This is a genomic window from Streptantibioticus cattleyicolor NRRL 8057 = DSM 46488 (genome assembly GCF_000240165.1).
Taxonomy (GTDB): Bacteria; Actinomycetota; Actinomycetes; order Streptomycetales; family Streptomycetaceae; genus Streptantibioticus; species Streptantibioticus cattleyicolor.
Genome location: NC_017586.1, coordinates 1,645,137 through 1,660,920, shown reverse-complemented (window position 1 = coordinate 1,660,920; position 15,784 = coordinate 1,645,137). Strand labels below are relative to the sequence as shown.

Here is a 15,784-nt window from a genome sequence, read left to right as displayed (position 1 = left end):
GAACCTCATGGCCGCGTACCCGGTGTGTCGGATCGGGTGCTCCCGTGGGAAACCAGCCTGAACACCGAAAGCCCTCCGAGATCGACGATCCGACCGTCACAGCGCATCAGCCGCAAGGTTGCGCGGTCAAGGGCGCCTTCGGTCATGTCCGGCTGGTTTCCCGGGCGTTGCTCCGGGCCCCGCGGGTGACGAGGCCGTGACCCCGGCTGATGGACGCTCTCGGCCGCCGCGGGATCGGGATGGCCGATGTCACCCGAAAGGGTGGGACGTCGCTCACCTCCACTCCACCTCGAACGCCCTCGCCGGATTCCCCCTCAACACCGCTTCCGCCACCTCCGCGCCGAGTTCCCTCTCGATGCGCGGGCGCAGCACGCGCAGTAGGTACGGCATGCCGGGGCCGGCGGTGGGGGTGGTGGTGTCGGCGCCGAGGAGGAGTTGGGGGGTGTGGCCGGAGTCGGCGAGGGCGGTGAGGCAGTCGAGGAGGCGCCAGTCGGTGGCGTGGTTGGCGCGGGAGGGGCCGTCGAAGGCGAGGAAGGCGCCGGAGCGGGCGGCCTGGTGGTGCAGGCGGAGGTCGGGGGAGCGGTTGAGGTGGCCGAGGATCACCCGGTGCGCGGGAACGGCCAGTTGACCGCAGAGCAGGTCGAGGACGTCGAGGACGGCGGTGCCCATCTCGTGGTGGACGGCGATGGGCGCGCCGGTGGCGTGGTGGGCCTCGGCGGCGGCCCGCATGACGTGCCGGGCGTGGTCGTCGAGTCCGTGGAAGGCGCCGGCCACCTTGATCAGCCCGGCCCGTACCCCGGGGGCGCCGCGCATGTCGGAGGTCAGCTCCTCGGTGAAGACCTCGGCGAGCCGGGGCAGCAGCGGCTCCAGCATGCCGGGCGGGTAGTGCGCGGCCTGGTGGAGCCCGGTGGCGGCCACGATGCGCACCCCGGTCCGCCGGGCGAGCCCGGGCAGGTCGGCGGCCCGGCGCCCGGTGCCGTACGGCGACCACTGCACCACCGCGCCGCCGCCGAGCGCCTGGAACGCCCGCAGCCGGGCCTCGGCCTCGCCGGGGTCGTCCAGCTCCTGGCCGGGGAGCGCGTGGCTGCGGAAGAACAGGTGGTCATGGGCGTCGCACACGCCCAGCCGTGACCCCGGGACGTCGCCGAGCACGGTGCGTACGGCGGCCGGGCGGGCCGGATCGGTGGTCGTGGTGCCGGTCATCTCGCTGGACCCCCAGTTATGTAACGCCTTGGCCGTTACAACGTAGCAGCGTAACGGGACGCGCGTTACGCTTTTTCCGTGAACGACGACGAACGGTTCGCGTTCCGCTTCGACTCCGGTGCCACCTGGCTCAACCTGCTGGCCACCAGTGGCAGGACGTTCGGCGCCCACCCGGTCGAGCGGATCGGCGACCCGGAGCGGCTGGCCCAGTGGTTCGCCGCCTGCGAGCTGACCCCGGTCACCCCGCCGGGCCCGGCCGACGTGGAACGGGCGCGGCGGCTGCGCGAGACGCTGCGGCTGCTGGCGATGGCCACCGTGGCCGGACAGCGTCCCCCGGAACGGGCCGCCCGGGAGGTCGCCGACTTCCTCGCCGCCCACCACGACCCCGTCCGGCTCACCGTCGCCGACCGGCTGCTGCGCGAACCGCCCGCCGACCCCGGCGCCGCCCTCGCCCGGATCGCCCGGCAGGCGGTGGACCACCTCACCGGCCCCGACCGCGGCAACCTCGCGGTCTGCGCCGAGCACGACTGCCGCGGGGTCTTCGCCGACCCGGGCGGGCGCCGCCGCTGGTGCCCCGCCCCGGCGTGCGCCAGCCGCGGCCGGGTGCGGGCGCTACGGGCCCGTCGCAAGGCGGACGGCGGCCCGGCCGCCTCGTCCTGACCCCGCCCCCCGGGTCAGTCGCCGGCCGACTGCCCTGGCGACCAGACGCTCAGCACGCCCTCCAGCTCCGACAGCTCCGCCACCAGCCGGTGCACGCTCGCCGTCCCCTCGATGGACAGCTGGACCTCGGCGGTGCCGGGCGGGGGCGCCTCGGCGCGGCTCTCTGCGTCGGGCTCCTTCCACGGCGCGCGCTCCACCCGTACGTCCACCACGCGGAACCCCTCACCGGTGCACAACTCCAGCACCCGCGGCAGGATGCTGCCGCCGACCCGGTAGGCGAGCGCGAGCTGGGCCTGCTCCGGGGTGGACACCGCCGGGAAGTGCCGGGTGACCAGCGGATAGCCGCGGGCCACCAGGAAGTGGGCGGCCGTCGCGGCGGCGGCCAGCAGCGGCAGCCCGCCGCCGCACGCCATGCCGACCCCACAGGTCAGCCAGATGGTGGCGGCCGTGGTCAGCCCGCGTACCGCGTCCCGGCGGACGAAGATGATCCCGCCGCCGATGAAACCGATGCCCGAGATGATCTGGGCGGCCACCCGGGACGGGTCGAACGAGACGTGTTCCAGCCCCAGCACCGCGTTGAAGCCGTGCTGGGAGACCTCCATGATCAGCGCGCTGCCCACCCCCACCAGGGTGTGCGTCCGCAGCCCCGCGCTCTTCTGCTGCACCGCCCGCTCCAGCCCGATCAGCGTGGAGAGCACCAGCGCGAGCCCGAGTTCGGCGAGCTGCCGCGCCCCCTGGCCCGCGTCCGGATCCCACAGCGGGAAGGTGGTCGAGTGCAACGGACACCTCCATCCCCAGCGGTCTGCGTCGAGCCTAACCGCTGACCGCCCACCTCATCCGGGCGAGGACCGGCCACCCCGCACGCTTGCCGGAGCCGGGGGTGCCCGGGGCGCCGGCATCCGGAAGACTTGGGTACATGGCAGGACGGATCCGGACATCGACCCATGCGCCGACTACGGGTAGGGCGGACCGTAAAGGTGAGGAAATCTCACTGCAAAATTGAGTAAACCTAACCGAACGGATTTCCGTCCCTCTCTTGTGAAGGACTGACCTGAAGAGAGAGCGACGACCGTGGGACTCACGTCCAATGTCTTCTTCATAGTGCTGGTGATCGCCGCCGTGCTGGTGGGCGGGCTGGCGCTGTGGCTGTGGCCGCGCGCCGCGCGGAAGGGCCTCATACCCTGGCTCGGCCGCCTCGGGCTGCTGGCGGCCACGCAGGTGATGATCCTGGGCGTGATCCTGGTCGCGGCCAACAACAACTTCGGCTTCTACTCCTCCTGGAACGACCTGCTCGGCCAGTCGGAGGGCGAGCAGATACTGGAGGCCGGCCACAGTTCCGGCCGCCCGGCCTCGCTCGTCGTCACCGGGAAGACCGACGCCAGCCTCAAGGGCGGCCGGGAACGCGCCGGGGAGGTGCAGTCGGTACGGTTCCGCGGTTTCTCCTCCGGCCTGGTCACCGACGGCTTCGTCTACCTGCCCCCGCAGTACTTCCAGGCCGCCCATCGCCACGAGCGCTTCCCGGTCGTCGTCGCCCTCACCGGCTACCCCGGCGTCGCCCGCAACCTCATCACCGGGCTGCACATCCCGCGCACCGTCTCCGACGACATCATCGCCGGCCGCATCAAGCCCACCATCTACGTGATGGTGCGCCCCTCCGTCGTCCCCGGCCGCGACACCAACTGCACCGACGTCCCCGGCGGCCCGCAGGCGCTCACCTTCTTCAACCAGGACCTGCCGATGGCGGTGTCCAGCACCTACCGCGCCACGGACCAGCCCGGCGGCTGGGGCGCGGTGGGCGACTCCACCGGCGGCTACTGCGCGCTGAAGTTCGCCATGACCAACCCGCTGCGGTACGGCGCCGGCGCCGGGCTGTCCGCCGACTACTTCGCCCGGCAGGACGGCCAGACCGGCGACCTGTACGCCGGCAGCGAGCGGTACAAGAAGAGCAACGACCTCACCTGGCGGCTCCAGCACATGCCCGCGCCCCCCGTCTCCCTCCTGGTGACCAGCAGCAAGAAGGGCGAGGACAACTACGAGCCGACGCTGAAGTTCGCCGCCGCCGCGAAAGCGCCGACCACGGTGAGCAAACTCATCCGGGACGAAGGCGGCCACAACTTCAAGACCTGGCGCGCCGAATACCCGGAAGCCATTCAGTGGCTTGACAAACAGCTCCCGGCCCAGCGCTAACGGCACCCGCGCGGCCGGCGAGGGACCCTGGTAACGACGGCGGGCCCGCCCCTGGAATCCGGTGGACCGGAAATTCCGGGAGCGGGCCCGCGGGCCTGGCAAAGGAGTTCGGCCGCACGTGCCGAGGCGTCGGCCGGCAATCCCTTCGGCCGGGTGATCAGCGGTTGCCGGCGCCGTTCCTGGACAGGATCGGGATGTTGTCCAGGATGTGCGACAGCGGCGCGTCGCCCTCGCTCACGTTGGTGTTCTCGGTGCAGGTCACGGTCTGGTGCTGGTTCAGCAGGTCCTGGATCGCGACGATCTGGAGGATCGGCACCTGGATGTCCTTGATCGGGATACCGATGCACGGCTTGTTGAGCGAACCCTGGACCAGGCCGATCTGGGGGCTCATGTAACCGCCGGTCGTGGTGTTCCCGTACACCTGCCCCGAGCCATTCCCGTTGGCGGAGTTCGAGCCGTGGCCGTGCCCATTGCCGATGGCCATGGCCGGAGCAGAGGTGGCGCCCACTGCTGAAACCACCACCGCAGCCGTAGCGAGAATCTTCTTGATCACGCGAATTTCCTTCCGATCCTGGTGCGCCCCGCTACCGGAGCAGACTGAACAACTACGGCCGGAAGGAGAAGTTCTTATCGTTCACTCTCCCGGATCAATTGGCGTCCGCACGGCGCGGGAGGCGTGACAGGACGCCGTGATCCGTGGGCGCGGCAGCGGGAAACGGCCCGCCGCCGGGGGTCACAGCAGCACCAGGAGGACGAAGACCAGCACCGCCAGACCCACCGGGGCGCCGATGATGAGCAGCGGCCCCAGCCAGCGCTGCTCGGGCGCGGCGGACGGCGGCGGCACCGGGGTGATGGTCACCAGCGGCTCGTCCTGCTCCTCCGGTGCCATGGCAACCTCCGAAGCGTCACGCCGTCCCTGCCGCGATCGTACCGACGCCGCCTTCACCGCGGTTCCCGCAACGCGCGCGCCACCCCGTCCTCGTGCGGCCCCAGCAGCGTCGGGGCGGGCGTGAAGAGCGCGTCCACCGCCGCCTTGGCCGCCGCCCCGACCTCCCGCGCCCCGCCGTAGTACCAGATCGCGTCGTGCGGCTCGGCCACCCCGACGCCGTACCCGGTCACCCCGGCCGCCGCGCACAGGGCGAGCGCGCGGCGGATGTGGAACCCCTGGGTCACCAGCACCGCCCGGTTCACCCCGAAGATCCGCCGGGCCCGGGCGCACGAGTCCCAGGTGTCGAACCCCGCGTAGTCCAGCACCACGTGGCCGGCCGGGACGCCGTGCGCGGCCAGGTAGGCGCGCATCGCGGCCGGCTCGTTGTACCCGGTGCGGCCTTTGTCGCCGGTGACCAGGAGCGCGCGGACCTTGCCGGCGCGGTAGAGCGCGGCGGCGGCGTCCAGCCGGTGCGCCAGGTACGGGGACGGGCGGCCGTGGTCGAGCCCGGCGCCGAAGACCACGCCCACCGGCTCCGGCGGTACGTCGGCCACGTCCCGGATCCGCCCCGAGGAGGCGACGTACAGCCAGGTCGCCGGAAGCAGCGCCAGCGTGCACAGCGCCGCCGCCCACCGCACGACGCGCCGCCACCCGCGCCGGGTGCGCGGCAGTATCCCGGTCCGTCCCATCCCCGACCCCCTGTGTACGCCTCGTCGGCCGCCCGCCACGATGACGCCGCCGGGCGCCCGCCGGTTCCGCGATCATCGCTACATGGACACGTCATCCAGTCCGGTGGCGGAGGGCCGCCTCCCCTTCTTCGTGTACGGCACGCTGCGCCCCGGCGAGGTCAACCACGCCCGGCTGCTGCGCGGACGCACCGCCCGCGCCGTCCCCGCCGTCCTGCGCGGCGCCCTGCTCTACGACGGCCCCGGCTACCCCTACGCCCTCGACGCCCCCGGCACGCCGGACGGGATCCACGGCGACCTGATCGAACCGCTCCCCGAGGCGTACGACGACGTCCTCGCCGAACTCGACCGCCTGGAGGACCACACCCCCGGCGCCCCGGACAACCTCTACGAACGCCTCGCACGCACCGTGCACACCGCCGCCGGCCCCCGCGACGCCTGGGTCTACCTGGCCGGCCGCGCGACCGCCCGCCACCTGCGCGCCCACGGACGGCGCATCCCCGGCGGCGACTGGAAACGGCGCTCCTGACCGCCCGCCACCCGGTAAACAGGGCGATTACCGCCACGCAATCCGCCCGCAACGACCGCTCGCCACACTCGGCGCATGACGGATGCGCCCACCCCACCGGATGCGCCCGGTGCGCCCCCCGCCGCCCCGACGATGGTGGTGGTCGCCCACGGCAGCCGCGACCCGGCCGCCCGCCGCGCCCTGGCCGTACTGCTGGACCGGGTGCGCCGGCTGCGGCCGGACGTCGCCGTCCACCCCGCCCACGTCGAACTGGCCGAGCCGCTGCTGGACGACGCCCTCGCCGCGCTGCGCGGCCCGGCCGTCCTCGTCCCGCTGCTCCTCGCCGACGGCTACCACGTCAAGCACGACCTGCCCGCCGCGGCGGCCCGCGCGGCCCCGCTCGCGGTCACCGTCGCCCGCCCGCTCGGCCCGCACCCGCTGCTCGCCGCGGCGCTCCACGCCCGGCTGGCCGAGGCCGGCTTCCGCGGCGCCGCCGCCACCGGCCGCACCGGGGTCGTCCTGGCCGCCGCCGGCTCCCGCGACCCCGACTCGGCCGCCGCCACCGCCCGTACCGCCGCGCTGCTCACCGCCCGCCTCGACGGCGTCCCCGTGCTGCCCGGCTACGCCTGCGCCGCCCGGCCGACCATCCCGCAGGCCATCGCCCGGCTCACCGCGCGCGGCATCCACCGGGTCGCCGTCGCCTCCTGCTTCACCGCCCCCGGCCGCTTCGCCGCCGAAGCCGCCACCGCCGCCCCCTGGCTCGTCTCCGCCCCCCTCGGCGCCCACCCCGCCCTGGCCCGCCTCGTCGTCCGCCGCTACGAGGAGGCCCTGTCACGCGCTTCCGCCCACCGGCCGCCGCGGGCGTTCGCGGGGGCGCCGGGGTAGGGGTCGGCCGGCTCACGGTGTCCGCTCGCCGCGCTTCCGGGGCCTCCACGTCCGCCCGGGCGATCGGGGCCGGGCGCCGGTGTTTCCGTGCCCTTGCCGCGCCGCCGGGGGCGTCCGTGGGGGGCGCGGCCGTCCGTGGGACGGGGACCGTGGCGGCGAGGTGCCGCGCTGTCACTGGCCGACCCGTTGCGTCCCCTGGTCGCGCGGGCGGGGGCGCTCGGACGCTGCCTTCCGGCCACGGGGCGCCGGGCCATGGGCGGCCCGGGGCCGCTCGCCGGGACGGTCCGTTCGCTCGCCGCGCTGTCGGGAGCGTCCGCGTGGGCGGGGTGTTGTCTTCCGGGCGGCGTTCCGGTGCCGGGGGCCGGCCGGTCCCGTGCCCTCGCCGCAATTCCGGGGCCTCTACGTCCGCCCCGGCGATCGGGCCTGGGCGACGGCGTCCCCGTGCCGGGGCGCGCGCCCCGGCACGGGGCACTCGTGGGCGGCGTACCGCGGGCCACCACCGCGGCTGGCGCGCTCGATGTCGGCGCGGGCGGTTACCGTCGCAGTATGGACGGGACACATCAGGTGGCGGACCCCCTCGCCGCCCCGTACACCGAGGCCGACACCGAGCGGTGGGTGCCGGAGCCGGACAAGCGGCCCGGGCGGACCGCGTTCCAGCGGGACCGGGCCAGGGTGCTGCACTCGGCCGCGTTGCGCCGGCTGGCCGGGAAGACCCAGGTGGTCGACCCGGGCTCGGTGGTGCCCGAGTTCGACACCAGCCCCCGTACCCGGCTCACCCACTCCCTCGAATGCGCCCAGGTCGGGCGGGAGTTGGGGGCGGCGCTCGGCTGCGACGCCGACCTGGTGGAGACCGCCTGCCTCGCCCACGACCTCGGCCACCCGCCCTTCGGCCACAACGGCGAGCAGGCCCTCGCCGAGGTCGCCGCGGCCTGCGGCGGCTTCGAGGGCAACGCCCAGTCGCTGCGGCTGCTCACCCGCACCGAGCCCAAACGGTTCACCGCCGGACCCGACGGCCAGGTGGTCAGTGTCGGCCTCAACCTCACCCGGGCCGCGCTGGACGCCGCCACCAAGTACCCCTGGCCACGCGGCGGCCACCCCACCGACCCCGGCTCCGCCAAGTTCGGGGTCTACCCCGACGACCGGCCGGTCTTCGACTGGCTGCGCTCCGGCGCCCCGGCCGGCCGCCGCTGCTTCGAGGCCGAGGTGATGGACTGGTCCGACGACGTCGCCTACTCGGTGCACGACGTGGAGGACGGCCTGCACGCCGGCCACCTCGACCCCGCCGTGCTCCGCTCCGGCCCCGAACGGCGCGACATCCACGCCGTCGCCATCGGCCGCTACGCCCCCGACGCCGACCCCGCCGAACTCGCCGCCGCCCTCGACCGGCTCCTCGCCCAGGAATGGTGGCCGCACCGCTACGACGGCTCCGCGCTCGCCCGCGCCCGGCTCAAGGACGCCACCTCCCAGCTCATCGGCCGCTTCTGCCTGGCCGCCGAACGCGCCACCAGGGACGCCTACGGCCCCGGCCGCCTCACCCGCTACGCCGCCCGCCTGGTGGTCCCGCGCGAGGTACGGCTGGAGTGCGCCGTCCTCAAGGCGGTCGCCGACCGGTACGTGATGCAACGCGCCGACCAGGAACGCCGCCGGGCCGAACAGCGCGTGGTGATCGCCGAGTTGGCGGCGGCGCTGACCGCCCGCGCCCCCGACGGGCTCGACCCGCAGTTCCGCGAGGTGTACGCGGCGGCCCCGGACGACCGGGCCCGGCTGCGCGCCGTGGTCGACCAGATCGCCTCGCTCACCGACGCGGCGGCGCTCGCCCTGCACGCCCGGCTGACCACCTGACGCCTGCCGACGCACTGCCGCATCACGGGAGTTGACCCCCGTACCCGCCCCGCCGGCCGCGCGCCGGACGCCCCGCGCCGCGCGGGATCCGCGTACCGCCGGCCGCGCGCCCCGTGCGACACCGGCTGTGACCCGCCACGTCCGGCGTTGCACCATGGAGATCGCAACAGGGACGACGGGAGGCCCCGAGCCGGTGCGGCGCTCTTCACGCGAGCCGCGCCGTGCGGGACCCTCCCGTGAGACGGTTCGCCGGGGGATGCCGCGCGAGGAGGCGCACAGTGGTCGACGCAGATCAGACGTTCGTCATCGTGGGAGCCGGGCTGGCCGGGGCCAAGGCCGCCGAGACCCTGCGGGCGGAGGGGTTCACCGGCCGGGTCATCCTGATCGGGGACGAACGCGACCACCCGTACGAACGCCCGCCGCTGTCCAAGGGCTTCCTGCTGGGCAAGGAGGAACGCGACTCGGTCTTCGTCCACCCCGCCGCCTGGTACGCCGAGCATGACATCGAGCTCCACCTCGGCCAGCCCGTCGTCCAGCTCGACCGCAACACCCGCACCGTCGCGCTCGGTGACGGCACCGCGCTCCGCTACGACAAGCTGCTGCTGGCCACCGGCGCCGAACCCCGCCGGCTGGACATCCCCGGCACCGGCCTGGCCGGCGTCCACCACCTGCGGCGGCTGGCCCACGCCGAACGGCTCCGCGGCGTCCTCGCCTCCCTCGGCCGTGACAACGGCCACCTGGTGATCGCCGGCGCCGGCTGGATCGGCCTGGAGGTCGCCGCCGCCGCCCGCTCCTACGGCGCCGAGGTCACCGTGGTCGAGCCGGAACCCACCCCGCTGCACACCGTCCTCGGCCCCGAACTCGGCGGCGTCTTCGCCGGCCTCCACCGCGAGCACGGCGTCCGCTTCCGCTTCGGCACCCGGCTCACCGAGATCACCGGCCAGGACGGCATGGTCCTCGCGGTCCGCACCGACGACGGCGAGGAACACCCCTGCCACGACGTGCTCGCCGCGATCGGCGCCGCCCCCCGCACCGGACTCGCCGAGGCCGCCGGGCTCACCGTGGTCGACCGCGCCCACGGCGGCGGCATCGCCGTCGACGCCTCGCTGCGCACCAGCGACCCCGACATCTTCGCCGCCGGGGACTGCGCAGCCGCCGACAACCCGCTGCTCGGCACCCGGCTGCGCGTCGAACACTGGGCCAACGCCCTCAACGGAGGGCCTACCGCCGCCCGCGCCATGCTCGGCCACCAGATCGCCTACGACCGCGTCCCCTACTTCTTCACCGACCAGTACGACCTGGGCATGGAGTTCTCCGGGCACGCCGCCCCCGGCTCCTACGACCAGGTGGTCTGCCGCGGCGACGTCGGCAAGCGCCAGTTCATCGCCTTCTGGCTGGCCGACGGCCGCGTCCAGGCCGCCATGAACGTCAACGTCTGGGACGTCACCGACCAGCTCCAGCGGCTCATCGGCTCCCGCCGGACCGTCGACCCCGAGCGCCTGGCCGACCCCGCGGTGCCTCTGACATCCTTCCTGGAATGAGCAGACCAGCGCCCGGCCCGAGCGCCCGCACCGCCGTCGTACCCGTCGAGGAGATCTTCGAGCTGCGCCGCGCGGTGCTGCGCCCGGGCCGTCCGCCCGGCAGCGCCGTCTTCGCCGAGGACGCCGAGCCCGCCACGTTCCACATCGCCGCGTACACCCCGGACGGCGCCCTCGCCGCCTGCGTCACCTTCTTCCCCGAGCCGCTGCCCGGCGAGGAGGGCCCCGCCTACCGCTTCCGCGGCATGGCCAGCGCCCCCGAGCTGCGCGGCCACGGGTACGGGGCCGCCGTGCTGCGCGCCGGGCTCGCCGAGGCGGCGGCCCGCGGCGCCCGGATCGTGTGGTGCAACGGACGCACCTCTGCCCGCGGCTTCTACGAGCACCACGGCTTCGCGGTCGGCGGCGACGAGTTCATGATCGAGGGCGTCGGCCCGCACTTCCTGTTCACCATCAAGCCGCTGTGACCGTCCACCGTCAACCTCACCGGAGCGCCCCGCCGGACCCGTAGAATCCATCCGTGGCAGGTCGGATCAGGGACGAGGATGTGAAGGCGGTCCGGGACGCGGTCCCGATCGACGCCGTCGTCGCCGAATACCTCCAGCTCCGCCCGGCCGGCGGCGGCAACCTCAAGGGGCTCTGCCCCTTCCACGACGAGAAGTCCCCGTCCTTCCAAGTCAGCCCCAGCAAGGGGCTCTTCTACTGCTTCGGCTGCCAGGAGGGCGGCGACACGATCGACTTCGTGATGAAGCTCGACCACCTGTCGTTCTCCGAGACCATCGAGCGCCTCGCCGCCAAGGCCGGCATCACCCTGCGCTACGACGAGGGCGGCTACCTGCCCGGACGCCAGCAGGGCGAACGCACCCGGCTCGTCGAGGCCCACAAGGCGGCGGCGCTGTTCTACACCGAGCAGCTCGACGGCGCCGAGGCCGAGATCGCCCGCAAGTTCCTCGCCGGACGCGGCTTCGACCAGGCGGCGGCCGAGCACTTCGGGGTCGGCTACGCCCCGGCCGGCTGGGACCACCTGGTGCGCTACCTGCGCGGCAAGGGCTTCACCGACAAGGAACTGCTGCTCTGCGGCCTCGCCTCGGAAGGCCGCCGCGGCCCCATCGACCGCTTCCGGGGCCGCCTGATGTGGCCCATCCGCGACATCACCGGCGAGGTCATCGGCTTCGGCGCCCGCAAACTGCGCGACGACGACAACGGCCCCAAGTACCTCAACACCCCCGAGACCCCGCTGTACAAGAAGTCCCAGGTCCTCTACGGCATCGACCTGGCCAAGAAGGACATCGGCAAGCTCGGCCGCGCCGTGGTCGTCGAGGGGTACACCGACGTCATGGCCTGCCACCTCGCCGGGGTCACCACCGCCATCGCCACCTGCGGCACCGCCTTCGGCGAGGAACACATCAAGATCCTGCGCCGGGTGCTGATGGACAACTCCGGCTCCCAGGTGGTCTTCACCTTCGACGGCGACGCGGCCGGCCAGCGCGCCGCGCTGCGCGCCTTCGAGGACGACCAGAAGTTCGCCGCCCGCACCTCCATCGCGGTCAGCCCCGGCGGCATGGACCCCTGCGAGCTGCGGCTGGCCGAGGGCGACGCCGCGGTACGCAACCTGATCGACACCGCTCAGCCGCTCTTCGGCTTCGCCATCCGCTCCACCGTGGCCGGCCACAACCTCGACACCGCCGAGGGCCGCGCCGCCGCCCTGGAACAGGCCGCGCCGATCGTCGCCGGGATCAAGGACACCGCGATCCAGCACGAGTACGCCGTCCAGCTCGCCGCCATGCTCGGCATCCTCGACGAGCAGTTCGTCGTCCGCCGGGTCGCCCAGCTCGCCCGCTGGCAGCGCGACCGGGCCCGCGGCGGCGACCCCGGCCGCCCGGCGTCCGCCGCCCGCGCGCCGCGCCCCGCCGCCGCCCCGCCCCGCCCCACCGGCCCTCGGCTCGACCTGCGCAGCCCCGCCCACCGGGTGGAACGCGAACTGCTCAAGCTCGCCCTGCAACACCCGCACCTGGTCGCCCCCGCCTTCGACGCCTACGGCGAGGACGAGTTCACCGGCGCCCCCTACGCCGCCGTCCGCCGCGCCATCGCCGAGGCCGGCGGGGTCACCACCGCCGACGACGGCTACCTCGCCCGGGTCCGCGACGCCGCCCCCGACGACTCGGTCCGCGCCCTCGTCACCGAGCTGGCCGTCGAACCCCCGCACACCCGCCGCGCCGCCGACGCCATCTACGCCGGCGAACACCTCGTCGCCGTCCGCCTGCACGCCGTCGACCGCCGGATCACCGAGGTCCGCGCCACCCTCGCCCGCCTCGGCCCGAACGCCGCCCCCGACCAGGCCGCCGCCGTCCAGAACGAACTGTGGGCGCTCCAGCAGTACGGCAAGCGCCTGCGCGACCAGGGCGCCGCCGCGCTGTGACCCGGGCGCGGGGGCAACTCCCGCGCCCCCGCCGGGGTTTCCCAGAGAAACTGAGCGCACACCCCTCGTAGTCGGGGTGTGTCGTAGCGCACACTGGGGTGCGGTGCCTGAGTCCTCGGAAGGCGGAACGCCGCATGCCCCCGGCCGCCCGCTCACGGTGTGCCTTGGGGCGGCGGGCGGCGGGGCCGCAGCCGTTCCACTCCCGCGCGCCGCCGAGACCGTGATCGCGCGAAGTCGGGAGGCCGCCCCCGTGCAGACCCAGTCCCGGACCGCCCCAGCCCCAGCCGCCGGCGCCGCCGCGGCCGAGCCCGCGCCGGGCGGCGACGCCCCGCCGTCCATCGAAGCGCCCGGCCGGCCCCGACTCGCCCTCGCCGAGCCGCTGTTGGAGCGCGTACCGGCCCAGGGCCGCGCACCGGCGCACCCCGAATCGCTCCCGGCCGCACCGCCGGACGAGACCCCCGAGACCCCCGAGGCCTCCGGGGCCGACGAGGACGACCGCCCGCCCCGCGAGGAGGCGGCCGGACCCTCCGCCGACCTGTTCCGCCAGTACCTGCGCGAGATCGGCCGCATCCCGCTGCTCACCGCCGAGGAGGAGGTCGAACTCGCCCGCCGGGTCGAGGCCGGACTCTTCGCCGAGGAGAAGCTGGAACACACCCCCGACCTCGACACCCGGCTCGCCGGCGACCTCGACCGCCTCGTCGTCCTCGGCCGCATCGCCAAACGCCGGCTGATCGAGGCCAACCTGCGGCTGGTGGTCTCGGTCGCCAAACGCTACGTCGGCCGCGGCCTGACCATGCTCGACCTCGTCCAGGAGGGCAACCTCGGGCTGATCCGGGCGGTCGAGAAGTTCGACTACGCCCGCGGCTACAAGTTCTCCACCTACGCCACCTGGTGGATCCGCCAGGCCATGAGCCGCGCCCTGGCCGACCAGGCCCGCACGATACGCGTCCCGGTCCACGTCGTGGAGCTGATCAACCGCGTGGTACGGGTCCAGCGCCGGCTGCTCCAGGAACGCGGCTACGAACCCTGCGCCGCCGACGTCGCCGACCAGCTCGACCTCACCGAGGAACGCGTCGGCGAGGTGCTGCGCCTGGCCCAGGAGCCGGTCTCGCTGCACGCCCCCGTCGGCGACGAGGACGACGTGGCCCTCGGCGACCTGATCGAGGACGGCGACGCCGCCTCACCCGTGGAGTCCGCCGCCTTCCTGCTGCTGCGCGAACACCTCGAAGCCGTCCTGTCCACCCTCGGCGAACGCGAACGCCGCGTCGTCCAGCTCCGCTACGGCCTCCTCGACGGCCGCCCGCGCACCCTGGAGGAGATCGGCCGGATCTTCGGCGTCACCCGCGAACGCATCCGCCAGATCGAGTCCAAGACCCTCGGCAAACTCCGCGACCACGCCTTCGCCGAGCAACTGCGCGGCTACCTCGACTGACCGCGGGGCCACCGGCCGGCGTCACAGCGCGGCGAAGGCACCCGGATGGGTCTGCTCCCGCACCGCCGTGTACTGCTGGCGCACCGCCGCGCCCGCCGGGAGGTCGTCACCCGGCTCCAGCAGCCGATAGGCAGCGGTCTGCCAGTGCGGCGGCTCCGCTGGCGAAAGGGCGCCCTGCTGCGCGCCGAGCGCCCACGCCGCCTGCCGGGCCGCGCCCAGCGCCGCGTAGTCCGCCGGCGGCGGTACGACCACCGGCACACCGAACAGCGCCGGCGCCGCCGCCTGCACCGCGGGCAGCTCACCGGCCGGACCGAGCAGGAAGACCCGGCGCACCTCCACCCCGCGCCCGCGCAGCACGTCCAGCGCGTCCGCCAGCCCGCACAGCATGCCCTCGACCGCCGCCCGGGCCAGGTGCTCCGGCTTCATGCTCTCCCGCCGCAGCCCCGCCAGCAGCCCGGCGGTGTGCGGCAACTGCGGGGTGCGCTCGCCCTCCAGATACGGCAGCAGCACCAGCCCGTACGCCCCCGGCGTCGAACGCAGCGCCAGCTCCGAGACCCCCGCCAGGTCCGTCCCCAGCAGATCGGCGGCGCCCCGCAGCACCCGTACCGCGTTGCGGGTCTGCACCACCGGCAGATGCCGGCCGGTGGCGTCCGCGTACGAGGTGATGGTGCCCGACGGGTCCACCAGCGCCTCGTGGTGGACGGCGAAGACGGTGCCGGAGGCCCCCAGCACCACCGCGGCGTCCCCCGGACCGAGCCCGAGGCCGAGCGCCGCGGCCATGTTGTCCCCGGTGCCGGCCGAGATCAGCAGCCCCTCCGGGGTGTGGCCGGCCGGGTCGGCGGGGCCGAGCACCTCCGGCAGCCGTACCCGGTGGCCCAGCGCCAGCTCCACCAGGTCGATGCGGTAGCCACCGGTCGCCGCCGACCAGTAACCGGTGCCCGAGGCGTCGCCCCGGTCGGTGGTGCGGTGCGCCGGACGCCCCAGCAACTGCCACACCAGCCAGTCGTGCGGGGCGAGCACCTCGGCCACCCGCTGCGCCGAGGCCGGTTCGTGCTGGGCCAGCCAGCGCAGCTTGGCCACCGGGTGCGCGGCCTGCGGAACCGAGCCGACCGCCTCCGCCCAGCCGGTCGGGCCGCCCAGCGCCTCGGTGAGGTCGGCGGCGGCGGCCTGCGCCCGCTTGTCGTTCCACAGCATCGCCGGGCGGACGAGCACACCCCCCGCGTCCAGCGCCACCATCCCGTGCTGCTGCCCGGAGACCCCGATCGCCTGGACCCCTTCGAGCAGCCCGTCCTTGGCCGCCTCGCCCAGGGAGAGCAGCCACGACTGCGGATCGGCCTCGATCCGCCTGCCCTGGCCGCCCTCGCCCTCACCGTCGTACGGGTGCGGGGCGTAGCCCTGCCGCAGTACGGCACCGGTGTCCGTGTCGCAGACGACGACGGTGGTGCCTGTGGTCGAACTGTCCAAGCCGGCGACTATCCCCATAGGGGCAGATCATGCCG

At 74.5% G+C, this 15,784-nt stretch carries 15 protein-coding genes; 9 read left to right on the top strand and 6 right to left on the bottom strand.

The features are described from left to right. Positions 1 to 273: 273 nt before the first annotated feature. Complete coding sequence (locus tag SCATT_RS07170) at positions 274 to 1,203, bottom strand: phosphotriesterase family protein (protein WP_014142303.1); 930 nt, start codon at positions 1,201 to 1,203, stop codon at positions 274 to 276. Positions 1,204 to 1,281: 78 nt separating this feature from the next. Here SCATT_RS07170 and SCATT_RS07165 point away from each other — a divergent pair, with 78 nt between their 5' ends. Beyond that, positions 1,282 to 1,863, top strand: a complete 582-nt coding sequence (locus SCATT_RS07165) for a CGNR zinc finger domain-containing protein (RefSeq protein ID WP_014142302.1) — start codon at positions 1,282 to 1,284, stop codon at positions 1,861 to 1,863. 14 nt (positions 1,864 to 1,877) lie between these two features. On the opposite strand, the gene SCATT_RS07160 is transcribed toward SCATT_RS07165, so the two are convergent. After that, positions 1,878 to 2,642, bottom strand: coding sequence for an MgtC/SapB family protein (locus tag SCATT_RS07160; protein ID WP_014142301.1), 765 nt, complete (start codon positions 2,640 to 2,642; stop codon positions 1,878 to 1,880). A 292-nt stretch (positions 2,643 to 2,934) separates the two neighbouring features. Here SCATT_RS07160 and SCATT_RS07155 point away from each other — a divergent pair, with 292 nt between their 5' ends. Next, positions 2,935 to 4,050, top strand: a complete 1,116-nt coding sequence (locus SCATT_RS07155) for an alpha/beta hydrolase (protein WP_014142300.1) — start codon at positions 2,935 to 2,937, stop codon at positions 4,048 to 4,050. Between the two features lie 157 nt (positions 4,051 to 4,207). Here the strand turns inward: SCATT_RS07155 and SCATT_RS07150 are convergent, their stop codons facing one another. The 3 genes from SCATT_RS07150 to SCATT_RS07145 form a co-directional block, all read right to left on the bottom strand. Next, on the bottom strand, positions 4,208 to 4,603 hold the full coding sequence (locus SCATT_RS07150) for a rodlin (RefSeq protein ID WP_014142299.1): 396 nt from the start codon (positions 4,601 to 4,603) through the stop codon (positions 4,208 to 4,210). A 180-nt stretch (positions 4,604 to 4,783) separates the two neighbouring features. Next, positions 4,784 to 4,939 (bottom strand): hypothetical protein, encoded by a 156-nt coding sequence (locus SCATT_RS38910; protein ID WP_014142298.1) that lies wholly within the window; start codon positions 4,937 to 4,939, stop codon positions 4,784 to 4,786. A 53-nt stretch (positions 4,940 to 4,992) separates the two neighbouring features. After that, entirely contained in the window at positions 4,993 to 5,667 is a 675-nt protein-coding gene (locus SCATT_RS07145) for a SanA/YdcF family protein (protein WP_014142297.1), read from the bottom strand. Between the two features lie 82 nt (positions 5,668 to 5,749). Between SCATT_RS07145 and SCATT_RS07140 the strand changes: the two genes are divergently transcribed. The 7 genes from SCATT_RS07140 to SCATT_RS07110 all read left to right on the top strand — a co-directional run bounded on the left by SCATT_RS07140 (position 5,750) and on the right by SCATT_RS07110 (position 14,285). Next, positions 5,750 to 6,193 (top strand): gamma-glutamylcyclotransferase family protein, encoded by a 444-nt coding sequence (locus SCATT_RS07140; protein WP_041824503.1) that lies wholly within the window; start codon positions 5,750 to 5,752, stop codon positions 6,191 to 6,193. Positions 6,194 to 6,268: 75 nt separating this feature from the next. Next, entirely contained in the window at positions 6,269 to 7,057 is a 789-nt protein-coding gene (locus SCATT_RS07135; RefSeq protein ID WP_231905048.1) for a sirohydrochlorin chelatase, read from the top strand. 546 nt (positions 7,058 to 7,603) lie between these two features. Then, a complete protein-coding gene (locus tag SCATT_RS07130; RefSeq protein WP_041824498.1) occupies positions 7,604 to 8,899 on the top strand; it encodes a deoxyguanosinetriphosphate triphosphohydrolase in 1,296 nt (431 codons plus the stop codon). A gap of 278 nt (positions 8,900 to 9,177) precedes the next feature. Then, positions 9,178 to 10,440, top strand: coding sequence for an NAD(P)/FAD-dependent oxidoreductase (locus SCATT_RS07125; RefSeq protein ID WP_014142293.1), 1,263 nt, complete (start codon positions 9,178 to 9,180; stop codon positions 10,438 to 10,440). Then, positions 10,437 to 10,901 carry a GNAT family N-acetyltransferase gene (locus tag SCATT_RS07120; RefSeq protein ID WP_014142292.1) on the top strand — a complete coding sequence of 155 codons (465 nt, stop codon included), beginning with the start codon at positions 10,437 to 10,439 and terminating at the stop codon, positions 10,899 to 10,901. Before SCATT_RS07125 ends, SCATT_RS07120 begins: the two co-directional genes overlap by 4 nt. Positions 10,902 to 10,954: 53 nt before the next feature. Further along, positions 10,955 to 12,853: a DNA primase gene (gene dnaG, locus SCATT_RS07115; RefSeq protein WP_078590640.1), complete on the top strand. Its 1,899-nt coding sequence runs from the start codon at positions 10,955 to 10,957 to the stop codon at positions 12,851 to 12,853. A 103-nt stretch (positions 12,854 to 12,956) separates the two neighbouring features. Further along, positions 12,957 to 14,285, top strand: coding sequence for an RNA polymerase sigma factor (locus SCATT_RS07110; RefSeq protein WP_407696592.1), 1,329 nt, complete (start codon positions 12,957 to 12,959; stop codon positions 14,283 to 14,285). 21 nt (positions 14,286 to 14,306) lie between these two features. On the opposite strand, the gene SCATT_RS07105 is transcribed toward SCATT_RS07110, so the two are convergent. Then, positions 14,307 to 15,767, bottom strand: a complete 1,461-nt coding sequence (locus SCATT_RS07105; protein WP_014142289.1) for an FGGY family carbohydrate kinase — start codon at positions 15,765 to 15,767, stop codon at positions 14,307 to 14,309. Positions 15,768 to 15,784 lie beyond the last annotated feature (17 nt).